This is a genomic window from Magnetovibrio blakemorei (assembly GCF_001746755.1).
GTDB classification, from domain to species: Bacteria; Pseudomonadota; Alphaproteobacteria; order Rhodospirillales; family Magnetovibrionaceae; genus Magnetovibrio; species Magnetovibrio blakemorei.
The window spans coordinates 229,622-247,682 of sequence record NZ_MCGG01000008.1; the positions used below are offsets into that span (position 1 = coordinate 229,622).

Annotated in this window: 11 protein-coding genes; 6 read left to right on the plus strand and 5 right to left on the minus strand. The window is 56.8% G+C overall.

Going from position 1 to position 18,061, the window contains the following annotated elements; translation table 11 throughout:
• The first annotated feature begins 57 nt into the window (after positions 1-57).
• From tsaE to trxA, 6 genes are all read left to right on the plus strand, one after another.
• Positions 58-540, plus strand: coding sequence for a tRNA (adenosine(37)-N6)-threonylcarbamoyltransferase complex ATPase subunit type 1 TsaE (gene tsaE / locus BEN30_RS02750; RefSeq protein WP_084004935.1), 483 nt, complete (start codon positions 58-60; stop codon positions 538-540).
• Entirely contained in the window at positions 533-1,564 is a 1,032-nt protein-coding gene (locus tag BEN30_RS02755) for an aminoglycoside phosphotransferase family protein (RefSeq protein WP_245648964.1), read from the plus strand. Before tsaE ends, BEN30_RS02755 begins: the two co-directional genes overlap by 8 nt.
• Positions 1,561-2,298 (plus strand): nucleotidyltransferase family protein, encoded by a 738-nt coding sequence (locus tag BEN30_RS02760; protein WP_069956788.1) that lies wholly within the window; start codon positions 1,561-1,563, stop codon positions 2,296-2,298. The genes BEN30_RS02755 and BEN30_RS02760 overlap by 4 nt, the downstream gene beginning before the upstream one ends.
• Positions 2,295-5,336, plus strand: coding sequence for a double-strand break repair protein AddB (addB, locus tag BEN30_RS02765; protein ID WP_069956789.1), 3,042 nt, complete (start codon positions 2,295-2,297; stop codon positions 5,334-5,336). The genes BEN30_RS02760 and addB overlap by 4 nt, the downstream gene beginning before the upstream one ends.
• The gene (addA, locus tag BEN30_RS02770) at positions 5,333-8,758 is read left to right on the plus strand and encodes a double-strand break repair helicase AddA (RefSeq protein WP_069956790.1); all 3,426 of its coding nucleotides are present in this window, start codon (positions 5,333-5,335) and stop codon (positions 8,756-8,758) included. Before addB ends, addA begins: the two co-directional genes overlap by 4 nt.
• Positions 8,759-8,873: 115 nt before the next feature.
• Positions 8,874-9,188, plus strand: a complete 315-nt coding sequence (gene trxA, locus BEN30_RS02775) for a thioredoxin (protein WP_069956791.1) — start codon at positions 8,874-8,876, stop codon at positions 9,186-9,188.
• 106 nt (positions 9,189-9,294) lie between these two features.
• Here the strand turns inward: trxA and BEN30_RS02780 are convergent, their stop codons facing one another.
• The 5 genes from BEN30_RS02780 to accD form a co-directional block, all read right to left on the minus strand.
• On the minus strand, positions 9,295-10,830 hold the full coding sequence (locus BEN30_RS02780) for an ATP-binding protein (RefSeq protein ID WP_069956792.1): 1,536 nt from the start codon (positions 10,828-10,830) through the stop codon (positions 9,295-9,297).
• Positions 10,831-11,125: 295 nt separating this feature from the next.
• Complete coding sequence (locus BEN30_RS02785; protein ID WP_069956793.1) at positions 11,126-12,958, minus strand: DEAD/DEAH box helicase; 1,833 nt, start codon at positions 12,956-12,958, stop codon at positions 11,126-11,128.
• A gap of 177 nt (positions 12,959-13,135) precedes the next feature.
• A complete protein-coding gene (locus BEN30_RS02790) occupies positions 13,136-15,520 on the minus strand; it encodes an ATP-binding protein (protein ID WP_084004937.1) in 2,385 nt (794 codons plus the stop codon).
• Between the two features lie 154 nt (positions 15,521-15,674).
• Positions 15,675-17,003: a bifunctional folylpolyglutamate synthase/dihydrofolate synthase gene (locus tag BEN30_RS02795; protein ID WP_069956795.1), complete on the minus strand. Its 1,329-nt coding sequence runs from the start codon at positions 17,001-17,003 to the stop codon at positions 15,675-15,677.
• Positions 17,004-17,079: 76 nt separating this feature from the next.
• Positions 17,080-18,060: an acetyl-CoA carboxylase, carboxyltransferase subunit beta gene (gene accD / locus BEN30_RS02800; RefSeq protein ID WP_069956796.1), complete on the minus strand. Its 981-nt coding sequence runs from the start codon at positions 18,058-18,060 to the stop codon at positions 17,080-17,082.
• Between the last annotated feature and the right edge of the window lies 1 nt (position 18,061).

The window sequence follows — 18,061 nt, forward strand, 5'->3', positions numbered from 1 at the left end:
GGTCTTTAAGGGAAAAAGATTGGGCCAAAGACACCGCTCACGCTATGATACGACACCATGAGCACAGACACCGAAACCGTCATCATCGAACTGGCCGGCCTGAAGGCGACGCACGCGTTGGCAGCGCGGTTGGCGCGGGTCGCCAAAATCGGCGATGTGATCGCTCTTTCGGGTGATTTGGGGGCGGGCAAAACCGAATTCGCTCGTGCCTTTATCCGCACCCTGACCGAGCCCGACGAAGACGTACCCAGCCCGACGTTTACCCTGGTGCAGACCTACGAAGGCGAGCCATTCACCCTGTGCCATTTTGACCTCTACCGCTTGGACCACCCCGAAGACATTTTTGAACTGGGCATCGAAGACGCTTTGACGGATGCCGTTTCGCTGATCGAATGGCCGGACCGCATGGGCACCTACATCCCCCGCGACCGCTTGGATGTGCACCTCACCGTCACCAAAGGGCGTAACCACCGCCAAGCTGAACTGATCCCGCACAGCACGGATTGGTCCGAACGCTTAAGGACCTGTGGGCATGACTGATATGGACTTAAACAAAGACAATCGCGCCCAACGCATGGCCGCGTTCCTCACCGCTGCCGGGTGGGGCGATGCGAACTTAGCACCCATGTCCGCAGACGCGTCGTTTCGCCGCTACATCCGCCTCCACCTGGATGACCAGAGCACCTTGGTGATGGACGCACCACCTGCCCACGAAGATGTGCGCCCGTTTGTCCTGGTCGACACGCATTTGCGCGGGTTGGGGTTCAGCGCGCCGGATATTCTCAGCGAAGACGCTGAGAACGGTTTTTTGCTGCTGGAAGATTTTGGCGACGCCACGTTCACCAACCTGCTCAATAGCGGTGCTGACGAAGACATGCTTTACGCCCTGGCGACCGATGTTCTGATCGCCCTCCACGCCCTGGAAATCCAAGTGGTAACGCCCGAATGGCTGCCGCCTTACAATGACAAACGGCTGCGCGACGAAGCGGTTTTGTTGCTCGATTGGTTTATGCCCGCCCAAGGTCTCGACGTCTCCATCGACGCCCGCAGCGCCTTTGAACGCATTTGGCTGGACCTGTTTGCCCATGTGCATGTCGGCCCCCGGACCCTGGTTTTGCGCGATTTCCATGTGGATAACTTGATGCATTTGCCCGACCGTCCCGGCGTTAAAGCGTGCGGATTGCTGGATTTTCAAGACGCGCTGGCCGGGCACCCGGCTTATGATTTGATGAGCCTATTGCAAGACGCCCGGCGCGACATCGAGCCCGCCCTGCAAGCGCGCATGCTGGAACGCTACACCGACGCGCTCAACATTCACGGCCCAGCACGCACAGAATTTGAACGCGCTTACGCCATCTTGGCCGCCCAACGCCACGCCAAGGTCATCGGCATCTTCACCCGTTTGGACCGCCGCGATGCCAAGCCCCACTACCTCAATCACATCGCCCGGCTGTGGCGGTTGCTGGAACAAGCCCTCACCCATCCAGCCCTGAATGAGATGAAAGCGTGGATGGATGCGCACATTCCCGCCGCCAAACGCCACGCCCCGGACGCCGCCTCATGAATCCATCGTCTGCTATGATTTTGGCCGCGGGGCTGGGCACGCGCATGCGCCCGTTGACCGACACCCGCCCCAAACCGCTGATCCAAGTGGCCGGAAGGACCCTCATCGATTGGGCCTTGGCGCGCATTGCGGACGCGGGCGTCGCCCATGCGGTGGTCAACATCCATTATTTAGGCCATCAAATCAAAGCGCATCTCAAAGACCGCACCCACCCCACCGTTCAGTTTACCGCCGAAGACCCGGTGCTGGAAACCGGTGGCGGCATTGAAAATGCTTTGAAATTGCTCGGACTGGAGCCCTTTTTTGCCTGCAATTCCGACGGCTTGTGGTTAGACGGCCCCCAAAACGCCCTAACCCGTTTGGCCGAGGCGTGGAATGACGGGACCATGGACGGGCTGTTGCTGCTCCACAATCCAGATCGCGCCATGGGCTACGACGGCCCCGGTGACTTTACCATAGCGAACAATGGACTATTGACGCGGCGACAAAATAGCGATGCCAAGGCTTACGTTTTTACCGGTGTGCAGTTGCTTCACCCGCGCCTGTTTGAGGGCGCACCGGGCGGCGCCTATTCGCTGAACGTGCTCTATAACCGCGCCTTGGCAACGAACCGTTTGTATGGGCTGGTGCACGACGGTGAATGGTTTCACGTCGGCACCCCCGAAGCGCGCGACGACACCGAAGCCTGGCTGGTTGAGCATGGCCACCAGCACGGACGGGATGTACGCCGATGAGCGGGGCCAAGGTTTACACCATCGCGTCTGACAAATCGTTTGTCGACGAACTGGCCAAGGGCATCCTCAATCAAGTCGGCACGGCCCCGGAAGCTTTAGCCCAGGTGCGGGTGTTGCTGCCGACCCGGCGAGCCTGTCGGGCCTTGCGCGATGCGTTTTTGCGCGTATCGAACGGTGCACCCATGCTGTTGCCGCAAATGCTGCCGTTGGGCGATGTGGACGAAGAAGATCTGGCCCTGGAGCATGCCAACCTCTCTACTGCGGGCATCGAAGAGGCGCTGGCCTTGCCGCCCGCCATTTCCGCCACCAAGCGCATCGTTTTGCTGGCCCGCTTGGTGATGGCCAAGGATGCAGATACCACCCCCGACCAAGCCGTGCGCTTGGCAGGTGAGCTGGCGCAGCTGGTCGACCAAGTGCACACCGAAGGCTTGGATTTGAGCCGCTTGGCCGACTTGGTGGTGCGTGACGATTTGTCGAAGCACTGGCAAAAGACCGTCGATTTTTTGGAGATTCTCGGCACCTTGTGGCCGGCATTGTTGGAGCAGATGGGGCACATCGACCCAGCCCAGCGGCGCGATGCGTTGCTGCGCGCGCGCGCCCAAACGTGGCAATTGAACCCGCCACAAACGCCGATCATCGCCGCAGGGTCCACCGGCACCATTCCCGCCACGGCGGAACTGTTACAAGTCGTCGCAAACTTGCCCTTAGGCGCGCTGGTTTTGCCGGGCTTGGACCAACACACGGATGATGACGTGTGGGCAAATTTGGACGCCACCCATCCCCAATACGGAATGGCGCAGTTGCTGCACAAAATCGGTTTGGAGCGCGCCCAGGTTTTGCCCTGGAACAAGGCCCCAGACCAAGCCCAAGACCAAGCCCAAGCCCAAGACCCCATTCATCCACGCACCGCATTGCTGCACATGGCTCTGGCCCCCGCCGAAGCCACCCACCTGTGGCAAAGTACTGAGCCCGTTTCTCCCCAAGCGCTCCAAGGCGTGGTGCGTCTGGACGCGCCGACCCCGCGCGAAGAAGCCACCGCCATCGCACTGATTTTACGCCGCACCTTGCAAGAGCCCTTTAAGACCGCCGCGCTGATCACGCCAGACCGGTCCTTGGCGCGCCGGGTTGCGGTGGAACTGGGTCGCTGGGGCGTGGAGGTGGACGATTCTGCCGGAACGCCCTTGGACCAAACACCACCCGGAGCCTTTTTCAATCTTTTGGCCGACATGGCAGCGGGCGGATTTCAGCCCGTCGATTTGCTCGCATGCCTGAAGCATCCCTTAGCTTCAGGCGAGGCCGTGGGGCTTGACGCGACAGGTTTACGCAGCGCCGTGCGGGCCTTGGAAATTGCTTTGCTGCGTGGCCCAAGACCGGGTGCGGGGTTAAAGGGCCTGGAGGATTTGCACCGGGTGTTTTTGCACGACGAACGCGCTGGCCAACGCTTTGCCCGCCACGGCTTGGCGCAAAAAGACATCCGCACCGTCATCCAATTGCTGCGCGAAACAGTCGAGCCTTTTGCCCAGGCGTTGCAAACCCCCCATACGGATGCCGCTCATCTTTTGCGCTTACACACGGATTGCGCCGTGAAGCTGGCCCAAGGACCGGAGCGCAGCTTGTGGGCCACTGAGGCGGGCGAAGCGCTGAGCAGCTTTGTCGCCGAGGCGTTTGAGGCCTTGGCCGCACTCGATCCCCTGCCCGGCGATCTTTATCCCGCGCTCATCCAAGCCCTGATGGCGGGCCGAGCGGTGCGTCCGCGGTATGCCCGCCATCCCCGTGTGTTCATTTGGGGGCCTTTGGAAGCGCGTCTGCAACACGCCGACCATGTCGTGTTGGGCGGTCTTAACGAGGGCTCCTGGCCGCCCGAAACTGACGCCAGCCCATGGATGAGCCGCCCCATGATGCGCCAGTTCGGTTTGCCCTTGCCGGAACGCCGCATCGGTCTCAGTGCGCATGATTTTGTCCAAGCGTTCAGCGCGTCGAAAATCTATTTGACCCGCTCCGAACGGTCCGGCGGCAGCCCCCAAGTGCCGTCGCGTTGGCTGGTTCGCCTAAAAACCTTGCTCGCCAATGACGAAGCTTTGCGCGAACCCTTAGATGAAAACTGGCTGGCGTGGGCCGATGATCTCACCCGATCCGGCGATGCGGCCGAACCTATCAAGCCGCCGAAGCCAAAGCCCCCCGTCACGGCGCGGCCCATGCGCCTGTCGGTCACCCAAGTGGAAACCTGGATTCGCGACCCTTACGCCATTTATGCGCGGAAGATTTTGCGCCTGGAGCCGCTGGACGATATTGAAGCCGACCCCGGTGCGGCGGACCGCGGCATCGTTGTGCACAAAGCCTTGGAACGTTTCATCAAGGCCCACATGGAGGCCCTGCCCGAAGACGATGATATGGCCGAGGCGGAGTTGATGGAGATCGGCAAACAGGTGTTTGACGAATACATCGCCAACCCCGGCGTCCGCGCCTTTTGGTGGCCGCGCTTCAAACGTATTGCCGCTTGGTTCATTGGCTTTGAACGCCAGCGCCGCGCGGCCGGGTTTGTCCCCGTTCTCATTGAACAAAACGGTCAGATTGACATCGACGGCCTGACCGGGCCGTTCACGCTGACGTGTCAGGCTGACCGTATTGACCGGGACGCCGCGGGCGGGCTTAGCCTTATCGATTACAAAACCGGGCAACCACCCACCACCCCGCAGGTCGCCAGCGGCCTCACCCCACAATTGCCCTTGGAAGCGGTGATCGCCCAGGGCGGGGGGTTTCAAGATCTCAAAGGCAACGCCGACATTTCCGGTCTGCTGTATGTGCGCCTGTCCGGTGGACGGGTGGCGGGCGAGCAAAAGCCCATCAAGCTGGACGGCAACCAAGCCACCCAAGACGCCTATGAACGTCTGGTGCAGATGGTTCACAAATATGGCGACGCCGAAACGCCCTACCTGTCGCACCCCCGGCCCATGTTCCAAAGCCGCTTTGGTGATTTTAATCATCTGGCCCGGGTCAAGGAATGGTCGGCGGGCGGCGAAGATGGAGGCGACGCATGAGTGGTTTTAAACGCACCGCCGGTCAATACGCCGCCGCCCAACCCGGTGGCTCCGTGTGGGTGTCGGCCAACGCGGGCACCGGCAAGACCCGGGTGTTGGTGGATCGCATCGCCCGGTTGCTGCTGGACGGTGCACCGCCGCAAAAAATCTTGTGCCTGACGTTCACCAAAACCGCCGCCGCGGAAATGGCGGAACGCATCAACACCCAGTTGGGCGCGTGGGCCTTGATGGACGACCAAGCGCTGGGCGGAGACCTGCGCTTGTTGACCCAAGCCGAGCCCGACGAAACCACCCTGCAAACCGCGCGACGCTTGTTCGCCCGCGTGCTTGACGTGCCGGGGGGCCTGAAAATTCGCACCATCCATTCGTTTTGCGAAAGCTTGATTGCCCGCTTTCCCATCGAAGCCGGGGTCGCGCCGCATTTTTCCGTCATTGATGAACGCACCACCGCCGAGCTGTTGTTTGAAGCCCGCGAACGGATGCTGGAACGCACCGTTTTAGAGCCCGCCAGCGCCCTGGCCCAGGCCATCGAAGCGATTGCCGAACACGTGGGCGAAGACGATTTTTCCAGCCTGATGCAAAGCCTCGCCAACAACAGAGCCAAGCTGGCCGACGCTCTTGAAGATTATGCCCGCCAAGGCGGCATCGGTCCTGCTGTGACCAAATTGGTGGGACTGCAAGCGGACGAAACCTCCGTCCAAGCCATCGAAGCCGCCATCGACAGGTCCTTGAACGAAGTTGGACTGATGGGAGCAGCCAATGCGTTAAGCAAAGGTGCCAAGACCAGCCAAGACTTTGCCGTCAAGTTGCGCGCCTACATCAAAAACCCGGATCGCGCCCAGCACTTTCAAAGCGACTACGCGCCGCTGTTCGTCACCCAAGCGGGCGAGGCGCGCAAGAAGCTCACCACCAAAGGGGCGGAAGCGGCGGAAGATACTTTGGCCGCTGAGCAAGCCCGCGTTTTGGCCGCGCTGGACAAGCTGAAAGCCCGTGCCACGGCAGACGCCACCGGGCACCTGCTGGTCGTCGGCCACGCCATGCTGGAGGCTTATGAGCGCTTAAAAAGAGTGCGCGCGCATCTAGATTACGACGACTTGATCGACAAAGCCCGCGCCTTGTTGATGGTCGACGGAGGCATCAGTTGGGTGCACTTCAAACTGGACGGCGGCATCGATCATATCTTGGTCGATGAAAGCCAAGACACCAGCCCCGCCCAATGGGACATCGTCAAACGCATCGCGGCAGAATTTTATGCGGGCGCGGGGGTGCACGAAGAACACGCGGATTCCCCGCAACCCAAACCGCGCACGGTGTTTGCGGTGGGCGACGAAAAACAATCCATCTATTCGTTCCAAGGGGCCGACCCCCACGAATTCGGGCGCATGCAGGCACACTTTGAATCTCGGGTGAAAAACGCTGGCGGACAGTTTTCCGCAATTCCCTTGATCACATCTTTTCGCACCACCCGCGCGGTGCTGCAAGTCGTCGACCGGGTGTTCGCCAACCCAGAGGCCGCCGACGGTCTGACCTTTGCGGGCGAACGGGTGGCACATGATTCTCACCGCCGGGGCGAAGCCGGTTTGGTCGAAGTATGGCCCACCCACAAGCCGCTGGAAAAGACGACCTCTGAACCCTGGGACGTGCCCGTTGATTACGTCAGTGAAGAACGGGCCGAAATGCGTCTGGCACGTCAGATTGCCGACACGATTAAACACTGGATCGCCAGCGAAACCATCCTCACGTCTCAAGACCGTCCCATCCAGGCGGGCGATATTTTGATTTTGGTGCGCCGCCGGGCGCGTTTTGCCGAAGAAATGGTACGCCAATTGAAAAGCAACTCCATCCCCGTCGCGGGGGCGGATCGCATGGTGTTGACGGAACAAATGGCGGTGATGGATTTGCTGTCCGCCGGGCGGTTCTCGGTGCTGCCCGAAGACGATTTGAGCTTGGCCGAAGTTCTCAAAAGCCCCCTGGTGGGTCTCAGTGAAGAAGACCTGTTCACCCTGGCTCACCCCCGTCGCGGCAACCTGTGGGCAGAACTCAAACACCGCCGGCACGAATTGCCCAGTTTCACCCACGCCCATAGCGTGCTGTCCAACTTGCTGGCGCGCGCCGACTTCATGCCGCCATATGAGTTTTATGCAGGCCTTTTGCGCGATGGTGGACGCTTGGCGTTGACGCGCCGCTTGGGCGTGGACGCCGAAGACCCGATTGATGAGTTCCTCAGCCTGGCGCTGGATTTTGAACGCACCCACACGCCGTCTTTGCAAGGTTTTTTGCATTGGCTCACCGCCAGCGCCCAACAAATCAAACGCGACATGGACGTGCAAGGCGATCAGGTGCGGGTGATGACCGTGCACGGAGCCAAGGGCCTGGAAGCGGGCATCGTCTTTTTGACCGACACCTGCACCAAACCCGATGGCCGCCAAGACGGACCCATTCAGTGGTTGGGCGGCAAAGATGCGGATACCCCCGCGGGGGTGTTGTGGGCTCCGTACAAAGATGCCCGCTGCCAAGTGTTTCAAGACCAAACCGACGCGGAACGCGCTGAACGTGAACGCGAATACCGTCGCTTGCTTTACGTCGCCATGACCCGCGCCAAGGACCGTTTGTACATCACCGGGTTTGAAGACAGCCGCGGGCGAACTGAGGGATGTTGGTACAATCTCATCCAACCCGTCGTGGCCGACGTCGGAACGGAAATTCCCTTTGGCGATGGCGAAATCGCTTGGCGTTATGAAACACCCCAAGAGGTCGAGGCGAAAAAACCCGCTTTGGCCAAACCGACACGCCTGGACACACGACTGCCCGATTGGGCCCATACCCCGGCCCCCTTGGAAGACAGCCCGCCCAAACCGCTGACGCCGTCGCGCCCCGAACCCGAAGCGCCGCCCGCGTTGGGACCCTTTGCGGGCGACAATGCGGATCGTTTTAAACGCGGTTTGCTGGTGCACAAATTGCTGGAGATTCTCCCCAACCTGGCCCCGGCAAAACGCGCGTCAGCGGCCAGGGCGTGGCTGGCGCGCCCGGCCCATGACCTCGACCCGGCGCTGCAAGGCGATATTTTGACGGAAACCTTGGCGGTTTTGGAAAACCCCGAATTTGCCCCGCTTTTTGGTCCTGACAGCTTGGCCGAAGTCAGCCTGTCGGGCGTCATCGATGCCCAGGTGGTGTCGGCGCGCTTGGATCGTTTGCTGGTGCGCGAGCATGACGTTTTGGTGATTGATTACAAAACCAACCGCCCCGCGCCCAAGGACCCGGCCCTGGTGGCGCCCCAGTATCTGGGGCAAATGGCCGGTTACCGTACGCTGTTGGCGCGAATCTACCCGAACAAACAGATTCGCTGCCTGTTGCTGTGGACCGACGGCCCCCATGTGATGGAACTGCCGCCAGAGCCAGATGCCAAATGCCCCCCAAATTGAAGGCTTTTGCACCCTTGGTCCATTTGCCCATTCCGGATTGCTTGACGCTTGGCCTTCGCCCACTTAGATTTGGGACAACGATTTAACCCTTCATGATTTTTCAGGATCCCATCACATGAAAGAGATCACCGACGACACTTTTGACGCCGAAGTCCTTCAATCGACCACCCCTGTGCTGGTCGATTTCTGGGCGGAATGGTGCGGTCCGTGCAAGCAGATCGCCCCCGCGCTGGAAGCCATCTCTGAAGAATTGGGCGAGCAACTCGTCATCGCCAAGCTCAACATCGACAACAACCCCAAAGCGCCGACCAAATACGGCGTGCGCGGTATTCCGACCTTGATCATGTTCAAAAACGGCCAGCCCGCCTCGGTTAAAATCGGTGCCTTGCCGAAGAACAAACTGCAAGAATGGATCCAAAGCTCGCTCTAATCCGCCTTTTGGATGGATGCAGAGCCTTCCTGGGATCAAAAATCAAAATGGAGCCGCCCCAAGGGCCGGCTCCATTTTTTTGCTTTTATCACAGGGGACAGGCGGCTTACGCCAACGTTGGATTTTGCCCCGGATCGGTCGTGTCTGGGACGGTTCTTTCCGGTGGGAACGTGACCGTCACCGTTGTTCCTGTTCCCAGTTCACTTGAAATTTCCAAATCACCCCCATGAAGTTTCATAAGGGATTTACAGATGGTAAGACCCAAACCTGTACCCTCCTGAGGGGAATCGAAAGCATCGCCGATTTGCTCAAAAGGCATAATAATCCGGCTCAGGTGTTCCTGAGCAATGCCACGGCCATTATCGGAAACCTTCACAACATGTCTTCCCGCCCCGTCCAGCTCAGACGTAAAATCGACATGACCGCCCATATTGGTAAATTTGATGGCATTGTTCAGGAGGTTGATGAGCACCTGCACGACCCGTCTTTCATCGCACAAGAGGCCAGGAAGATGATCCGGCACGTCGATAGACAGGGTTATACCCTTTTGATCAGCGAGAGGCCGGACGCGTTGCAAACTGGTTTCCATCATGAGCCGAACCTCAATGATCCGTTCGGACAACTCCTCCTTTTTCGCTTCAATTTTCGAAATATCCAAAATATCGTTAATCAAATTGAGCAGATGATTTCCACAATTGTATATATCGAGGGCGTACTCTTCGTGTTTTGCATTGTTTAATTTTCCCAAGATACCCTTCGACAGGATTTCTGAATATCCAATGATCGCATTCAATGGCGTTCGCAGTTCATGGCTCATATTCGCCAAAAATACGGACTTCGCTTTGCTTGCTGCATTCGCTTTCATCGAAGCATCTGAGAGTTCCCGCTCATGTATTTTGCGAGCGTTACTCCATTTATCAAACTCGACAAACGTTATGCGAAAAGACATGGCCATCATGCCCCCGATCAAGACCACAAATCCGATCACAATGTACAGGCCGAGCTTGTGGCCCTTACTGACTTGGCTGGAAATATTACTGGAGATTTCCAGAACCCCCCGAACATCTCCCAAGTGCCAGTCTTTTTTCGGACTTAGGGGATGAGAGTTATGACAATCGATACAAACTTGACTGGTCATTCTATCCGCCACGGCTAAGCGAACGACTTCCTGACCATTCATTTTTGTATGCTGAACATATGGGGTATTGGGGTTTTGTGTGAGCGCAAGCCAGGCCGCCTGACCATAAGCATCGAGCTGTCGATCCTTGCGGTTTTCAAATGGAAAGGGACTGTAAAATTTAAGTTGGACTTGGCTATCTTTGAGAAGTTCACCCATATCAAAGATCAAACTCGCGGGCAGAGGGATTGCATTCGCTATGGTTTTATGTCCGTGGTCAACGATGAGATTGCCATCGCTGTTGAGCACTTTATTGACAACATTATCGGTATAATAGGTTCGAAGCGTCAGAAAATTACGAGCCACCTGTTCGGCCGCAAGTGCCGCTTGCTCTTCTGCGCTCTTCTCAACATAGTAAGGTACAAAAAACCATGCCAATAACGCAACGATGACCACACTAAGAAGCTGCATGGGGAGCAATTGCAAAGCGAGGTTTTTTGTTTTTTTGTCAACAATATCTGACATTACACTCTACCATGTTCCCCTATTGCGGATATCAGGCTTGAGCGCATCAGCAAAAAAATGCCCACGGAAACGCCATGATGACCTGATCAACACTCACTCAGCTTTCCGCAGTCCCACAATACTATTTATGAATTTTTTAACGTAGAACAAGAAATTTAAATCATACAAAACAGCCTCTGGCGCGACACTATACCCGCGTATGCATAGGATGCATTGATACGTGTCAACTGTCGATTACCCAAATTACGCAGTCCAACGCTTAAGACCGTGCCCCGACCAGCAGCACGACCACCGATCAAACACCCATATGATCAGCTGCGTTGAAGTAAGGGAGGTTGTCGTGTGAGGAGCAGCCGAGCATGGCGAGCCTTTCGGTGATCTTAATGGCCTTTTGGTACTTGCGTTCGTTTTCGGCGGACGTGTGGGTTTGAAAGGCCGTTCCGCACAGGGAAATGCCGTAATGGGCAGGCAAGGAGCGAATTTGTTTGCCGGCCAGCAGGCCATCGGCGATAAGCGTCAATTCAAAATCTTCTTGTTTTTTGATCCAGAACTTATGTTTCACAAGATACTTACGGATCTGCGTTTCTGTGGCGAGGGCAGCATCCCAATATTCCGATTCCGAATGGGTCTCTGCGCCAGATACTTCGGCAAAAGCCATGCAGAAGGTGAGAAACACGCGCTCTTTGTCGGTGGCGGATTTCCAAGCCATCCCGCCCAGGCTTTCCCAAACCGACAGGTTCATCTCGCCGTAAACCTTGGGTGCCCTGTCAAAGAACAGCTGATGCAGCCCCCCTTCGTTCAGGGAGCTGTCCAGTTTCTGCTCTTTGTAGATATCGGTGGCCGCATAGGTGCCGCAGACCGGACAGGTGTCGTTTTCGTAGGCATTTTTTTTATAAATGTGTGAGCAGCGCGATTTGTTCGCCAAGACATTTTTGCACAGCAAATAGGTGTCGTGAACGTCCTCGCCATCATGTTGTCGACCGATCCAGTTGAACCGGTTCAAATACTTCATATGAGAACGCCGTGTGCTCCACAGGCTCCATTCCAGTTTTTCAACAGGACCGAATGTGCTCCAGTTGGAGCTCACATCGATGACGATGCATTTGTCCTTGCCCGGTGCCGAGCGCAATCCACGGCCCACGGACTGCCCCCACAGCACCTTTGACAAGGTCGGGCGAAGATGGACGATGATGTTGCAAAATGGGTTATCCCAGCCCTCGGCGAGCACACCCACCGAGACCATGGCCTCAATCTCACCGCGCTCATGACGGGCCAAAAGAAGCATGCGCTCTTTGATGGAGGTCCCAGCGGTGATGATTGCGGCCTTGATGCCGAATTCCTGGATTTTTTCCAACGTGGCTTCCGCAACGCTGATGTCGGCACAGAACCAGGCCGAGATCGGTTTGCCCGAAACCTTCAAACGCTCTTCGTTATAGCTCCACGTCGCATAGTCGATCATCGATGAGCGAATGATCGCAGGCGCCAGTTTGGTAACCGGAAAGTCCCCTGAACTGATGTCGATGCCGTCCAACTCCAAATCGTGCACAAAATGAGCCCGATAGACCGGTTGCACCAACACGCCTTCTTCAATCAAGTCTTCGATGTTGGCGCAGTCGATGATGGTATCAAAGGCCAAATTCAGCTGGTCACGCTGATCATTCGTAATGCGTTCAGGCGAGGCCGTCAGACCGATGAAGTGGGCATCGGGTTTGGCCTTTTCGTTAAAGGTATCGATGATCCGTTTATACGCCCGTCCATTGGGCGAGACGCGGTGCGCCTCGTCGACAATGATAAGGTCGGCCTTGGTGATCGCGTCTGCCAACATTTCCTTGGCGCGCATATTGGTCGAGAGCAAAATATCGTAGCCTTCAAAAGCATGACCCGTATCCGACGCCACCAACTTGCGCACAGCGTGTTTTTTGCTCAAGGCCTGTTCGAGTTGCTCTAACAGAACCAGGCGGTGGCACAGCACCACAATCTTCTGGTCCTTATAAAACCGCTCAACGATCTCGCTGGCCAGCACTGTCTTGCCGGCACCCGTGGGTGCTTTCAGAATAAATTTGCGGTGCTGGCGAATGATCGACGGAAAGCTGTCGATGATTTTTTGTTGCCATTTTCTGAGATGCATTCAAAGCCTATCAAAGAAGAAAGGACCGCACCCGCTAACGGGGGCACGGACAATGTGTGTGAGCTGTAAATGCAGCCTGATATTGCATCGTATGCGAAGAGACAAACGACAAACGGTCATCTTATACTGATAATAAGCCCTGATGCACAGTGTTGATTATCATATGAGGTCAAACGATTACGACGGCCCAAGCACGGCGCTGATGCTTTCCACCACCTGCTTTAGGTCAATGGGTTTGGTCAGGTAGGCGTCAAAACCTGCGGCCAGTCCACGTTCGATATCGGCACTCATGGCGTCGGCGCTGATGGCGATCACGGGGATGGTGGCGATGTTGCCATTGGCGCGTATACGCTTTAACGCCTCAAATCCATCAATGCCCGGCAGATGTACGTCCATCAAAATCACATCGGGATGGTGGACCTCGGCCATCTCCACACCCAGCTCGCCGGTGTGTGCGCTGATCAGGTGGGCATCGTTGAGCATCGGAATCACATGTTCCATCAAGCGCAGATTGTCGGGGTTGTCTTCGACATAAAGCACCTTGTGTTGGCCGCTGGGCAACTGCGGTAAACTGTTGCCGGTCAGATCAATAACGGGAACATCCAACACGGTTTCGACGCTGGGCAGATCGACCCAAAACTTTGACCCTTTTCCCAACTCACTTTCAAAGCCCAACTTGCCGCCCATCAGCTGAGTCAACTTGCGCGATATGGTTAGGCCGATGCCGGTCCCTTCAATATCGGTGCATTCCGCACCCAAGCGCGAAAAGGGCTCAAACATTTCTTCTTGTTTGGCTATGTCGATGCCGGGGCCGTCGTCAATCACGCAACAGCGCACCATGCCTTTCTCTTCGTGTGTGATCAACAATTCAACCGAACCGCCGTGCACATTGTACTTCACGGCATTGGACAGCAAATTCAGCAGCACTTGACGAAACCGCATGCGGTCGGCAACAACAGTGACCTGGCCGGGTGCTGGAATGTCGGCGCTCAGCTCCAGTCCGCGCCGTGCAGCCAGCGGAGAAATATAAGCAATGCAGTCTTCGCCGACTTCGTGAATATCCAGCGTTTCAACGCTCAAGTTCACCCGCCCCGCTTCGATGCGTGACAGGTCCAGAACCTCGTTGATCAGTTCCAGCAAATGGTTGCCCGCTTTGATGATTTGCTCGACATGATCGGCCTGAACGGGATGCAACGGAACTTTCGGATTGTATTGCATCAACTGCGCAAAACCCAAAACCGCGTTCATCGGCGTGCGCAATTCATGGCTCATGGACGACAAGAACTCGGTCTTGGCTCTGTTAGCGCTTTCCGCTTGTTCTTTAGCCTGCTCCAGTTGCTCTTGTGTTTCCGCTCGCGCGCGGCGACTTTGTACCGCATCGATCATCTGCGCCGCTGCCGTAATCACCGGCTCCAGCGCCGTCAGCAATTCAATGTCATAGCCCTTGGACCGATTTGCGAGGCAAAAAATACCCCCTATCTGATCCCCGATGTACAGCGGGACACCCATAAAAGCCTTTATATTCGGCCTCTCCTTCGGCAGACCCTCACAACGAAGATCAAAGTTTGCGTCATTTGAAAGAATCGGTTCTCCGCTGTTGACGATGTACCCCAAGACGGTTTTCGGATCATGGCATTGCAGATTGAGGTCTCCTTGGCCTGCCTTGAGCAGCGCCCTTTTGGCCTGATCTGTGATCGCAAATATTTTGAGATACGGCGCATCGTCTTCAGGGACCACCAGCTCACCGATAAATCCAAACGAGCTGTCCGTCAGTTCGATGATGATCTGCAGCATTTGATCAAAAATATCTCGCGGTTGGCGATTGGCGATGAACAAACCTTGGACCTTGGACACCGCGTTGAGGACCGCTGTTTTTTGTCGCAGAACCACTTCCATCTTATGGGTTTCGCTGTATTCGCTACGGACTTCTTTATTTTCTTGCGCCAACTGTTCCAACACGGCGGCGTATTGTTCGCGCAACTCTAAACTTTGCATCAATTCATCTCGATGGCGCTTCACAAAGTAGACCGACAGCACCCACAACAACGCCGCCGCAGTCGCAACGGCGCCATGCAGATCACCACCAATTTGCACACTGCGGGTTAAAAAAAGCCCCATAACGGGAACGATAAAAGCCAGAAAAACAGAGGGCACGGGATACAAATAGCTCATCGCACCGGTGGTGATGATGACAAAGATCATCGCCAGAAACAATTGATGGTCGAGCGGAATTTCCGCTAAAAATACCCATGCCGCACCGCCCCACGCCAACCCCGTGAGGAAGGCCGTCATCATCATCAGCAACCACCAGGGCCGGATGTTTGCGGCACGGGGAGCTGCGGCGGTAAACTTTGTGTTGGCCCAAATGCGCACGGCAAAGACCAGCGCCAAGGCCCCGCCCCACACCACCAACTGCGTGGCCTCCACAACATGCGACAACATATAAGCAAGTACAGCAGCGAGAACGACGTGAACGCTCACCGCAGATACGGTTCCTTTATAAAGTGATGTAATCAATTGAGCCTGAATTTCCGCGCGTGTTTCCTCGGTCGGAACTGTCATTGGGCCTCCTTCAATTCCTTCCTGCTTTTCAGGCTTTAATTTTAGCAAATTTCCCAAGTATGACCCAGTTATTTTTACAGTACATTTTAGTATAATATAGTTCTAATATATTACTGCACTGCTCAGGTACTGCTTTCAATGCAAGAGAGCCGACTTAGGAGTTGTCTTTGAGAACGTGCCCGGCCAGATACAGCGACCCGCATATCAAGACCCGGGCGGGCGGACTGCCTGGGACTTGCTCAGCGGCGATGGAGGCGACGGCATCATTCACCGAAGCGGCGGTTTTGGCGTTCATATTGAGACTCGCCGCCACCTTGGCGCCTTCGACAGCCGCCAGGGTGTTTTCTTGGTCGGGAATATCGACACAGCGCACTCCCTTAACTTTGCCTTCCAAGGGCTTGAGAAACGCCAGCGGTGGGCGTTGGTTCAACGCGCCAAACACCAGCCACAAATCTTGCCCGCGCCACTGGCGGGTGTGCTGGGCCAGCATTTCCGCCGCCGCTTTGTTGTGTCCACCATCCAGCCACAGCTCCCACTGGGGCGGGAGGGCTTGCACCAGCGGTCCTTGGGTCAAGTGCTGCATACGTCCAGGCCAGCGCACCGCCTTGAGCCCCAGCGATATGGCGGCATCTGAAATGTCAAAATCCGGGGCCAAGGCTTCTGCGCAGGCCATCGCCAAGGCGGCGTTGTGCATCTGGTGGCGCCCCAGCAAGTGCGGCGTCGGAAAGGCCCGTTCGACTTCCCCTTGCACGCCGTGACCTTTGTAGAGCATGCCGCTGTCCGCTTGAGAGCGGCGCCCCCCTTTAGAGCGGGCAAACCAATCAGCCCCTTCCCAAATCAACTTGGCGCCGACCTCTTTGGCTTTTTTCTTCAACACCTTATCGGCGGCGCGACTGCCCTGAGCGGCGACAATGCACGCCACGCCCGGTTTCAAGATGCCCGCTTTTTCCGCGACGATTTCTTCCAGAGTTTCGCCCAGAAAATGCTGATGGTCCAGCGACACCGGGGTGATGCAGGTCAAGCGCGGCTGATCCAAAACGTTGGTTGCATCCAAGCGCCCGCCCAACCCGGTTTCCAAAATAACGATGTCCGCCGCCACCCTGGAAAAGGCCAAGAACGCCGCCGCCGTGGTGATTTCAAAAAAGGTGATGGGCAGACCCGCGTTGGCCTGTTCGCACGCTTCCAACACGGCGTTCAAGGCATCGTCATCAATAATCTGTCCGGCCACGCGGATGCGTTCGTTAAAAGACACCAAGTGCGGTGATGTGTAGACATGCACCTTAAGCCCCGCCGCCTCGCAGAACGCCCGCAAAAATGCGGCGGTCGAACCTTTGCCGTTGGTGCCCGCAATGTGCACCACCGGGGGCAGTTTCTGTTCCGGATGATCGAGAGCGCCTAACAAACGCTCTACGCGTTCGAGGCTCAGGTCGATGGATTTGGGGTGCAGCGCCATCAAGCGCGCGAGGATGTCATCGGTGCTCATGATGGGCCTTTATATGTGAGGTCACGTCGGGTCGTTCAAGCCCACAAACTGTTGGGACGGAAAAATGCGGAGGACGCTATTTTCGACCATCCCCTTCGGGTGGACGCGCGCCGTGGGGAATGGGCGCATCGACGATCGATTTGCCGAACTTGGCATCGGGCATAACCACCGGCTCAGCGAGCAGTTCCACCACGTCCGCCGGAGCGCCTGTGTTGCGCAACAAAGACAGCACGCGAATGATGGTTGAGCGTAAATTTTTGCGTTCCACCACCATGTCGACCATGCCGTGGTCGAGCAGATATTCAGCGGTTTGGAAGTCGGCGGGCAGTTGCTCGCGAATGGTTTGTTCAATCACGCGCCGTCCGGCAAAGCCGATCACGCAACCCGGTTCTGCAATCGCCACGTCGCCCAACATGGCAAACGAGGCCGACACGCCCCCGGTGGTGGGATCGGTCAACAGCACCAGATAGGGCAGACCTTTTTCTTTGACTTCCTCCACCGCAATGGTGGTGCGGGCCATTTGCATCAGCGACAAAATGCCTTCTTGCATACGCGCGCCGCCGGATGCGGGAATGATGATCAGCGAGGCGTCCTGGACCTGAGCCAGACGCGACGCGGTCAAGATGCCTTCCCCCACCGCCGTGCCCATGGAGCCGCCCATAAAGGCAAAGTTAAACGCGGCGATGACAACATTTTGCCCGCCCATTTTGCCGTGCGCGACGATCAGCGCGTCTTCTTCCGAGGTTTTCGATTGGGATTCTTTCAAACGATCCGAATAACGTTTGATGTCTTTGAATTTCAGCGGATCGGTGACCGGAGAGGTGAAGCGCGCGGTTTTGTAGGCACCGCCGTCAAACAACAGCTCTAAGCGTTTGCCCACACCAATGCGCATGTGATGGCCGCAATGCTGACAGACGTTGAGCTTTGCTTCCAAGTCACGGTGAAAGATCATCTGCTGACAGCTGGGGCATTGATGCCACAGGTTTTCGGGGATGTCTTTGCCCCCACCAACCAATTCTTTGAGCTTCGGCCTGACGAAATCTTTGAGCCAGTTCATG

Coding starts and splice junctions, on each gene's coding strand:
- BEN30_RS02755 (WP_245648964.1), top strand. CDS start 533: ATGACTGATATGGACTTAAACAAAGACAATCGCGCCCAACGCATGGCC.
- addA (WP_069956790.1), top strand. CDS start 5,333: ATGAGTGGTTTTAAACGCACCGCCGGTCAATACGCCGCCGCCCAACCC.
- BEN30_RS02760 (WP_069956788.1), top strand. CDS start 1,561: ATGAATCCATCGTCTGCTATGATTTTGGCCGCGGGGCTGGGCACGCGC.
- BEN30_RS02790 (WP_084004937.1), bottom strand. CDS start 15,520: ATGACAGTTCCGACCGAGGAAACACGCGCGGAAATTCAGGCTCAATTG.
- trxA (WP_069956791.1), top strand. CDS start 8,874: ATGAAAGAGATCACCGACGACACTTTTGACGCCGAAGTCCTTCAATCG.
- tsaE (WP_084004935.1), top strand. CDS start 58: ATGAGCACAGACACCGAAACCGTCATCATCGAACTGGCCGGCCTGAAG.
- addB (WP_069956789.1), top strand. CDS start 2,295: ATGAGCGGGGCCAAGGTTTACACCATCGCGTCTGACAAATCGTTTGTC.
- BEN30_RS02795 (WP_069956795.1), bottom strand. CDS start 17,003: ATGAGCACCGATGACATCCTCGCGCGCTTGATGGCGCTGCACCCCAAA.
- BEN30_RS02785 (WP_069956793.1), bottom strand. CDS start 12,958: ATGCATCTCAGAAAATGGCAACAAAAAATCATCGACAGCTTTCCGTCG.
- accD (WP_069956796.1), bottom strand. CDS start 18,060: ATGAACTGGCTCAAAGATTTCGTCAGGCCGAAGCTCAAAGAATTGGTT.
- BEN30_RS02780 (WP_069956792.1), bottom strand. CDS start 10,830: ATGTCAGATATTGTTGACAAAAAAACAAAAAACCTCGCTTTGCAATTG.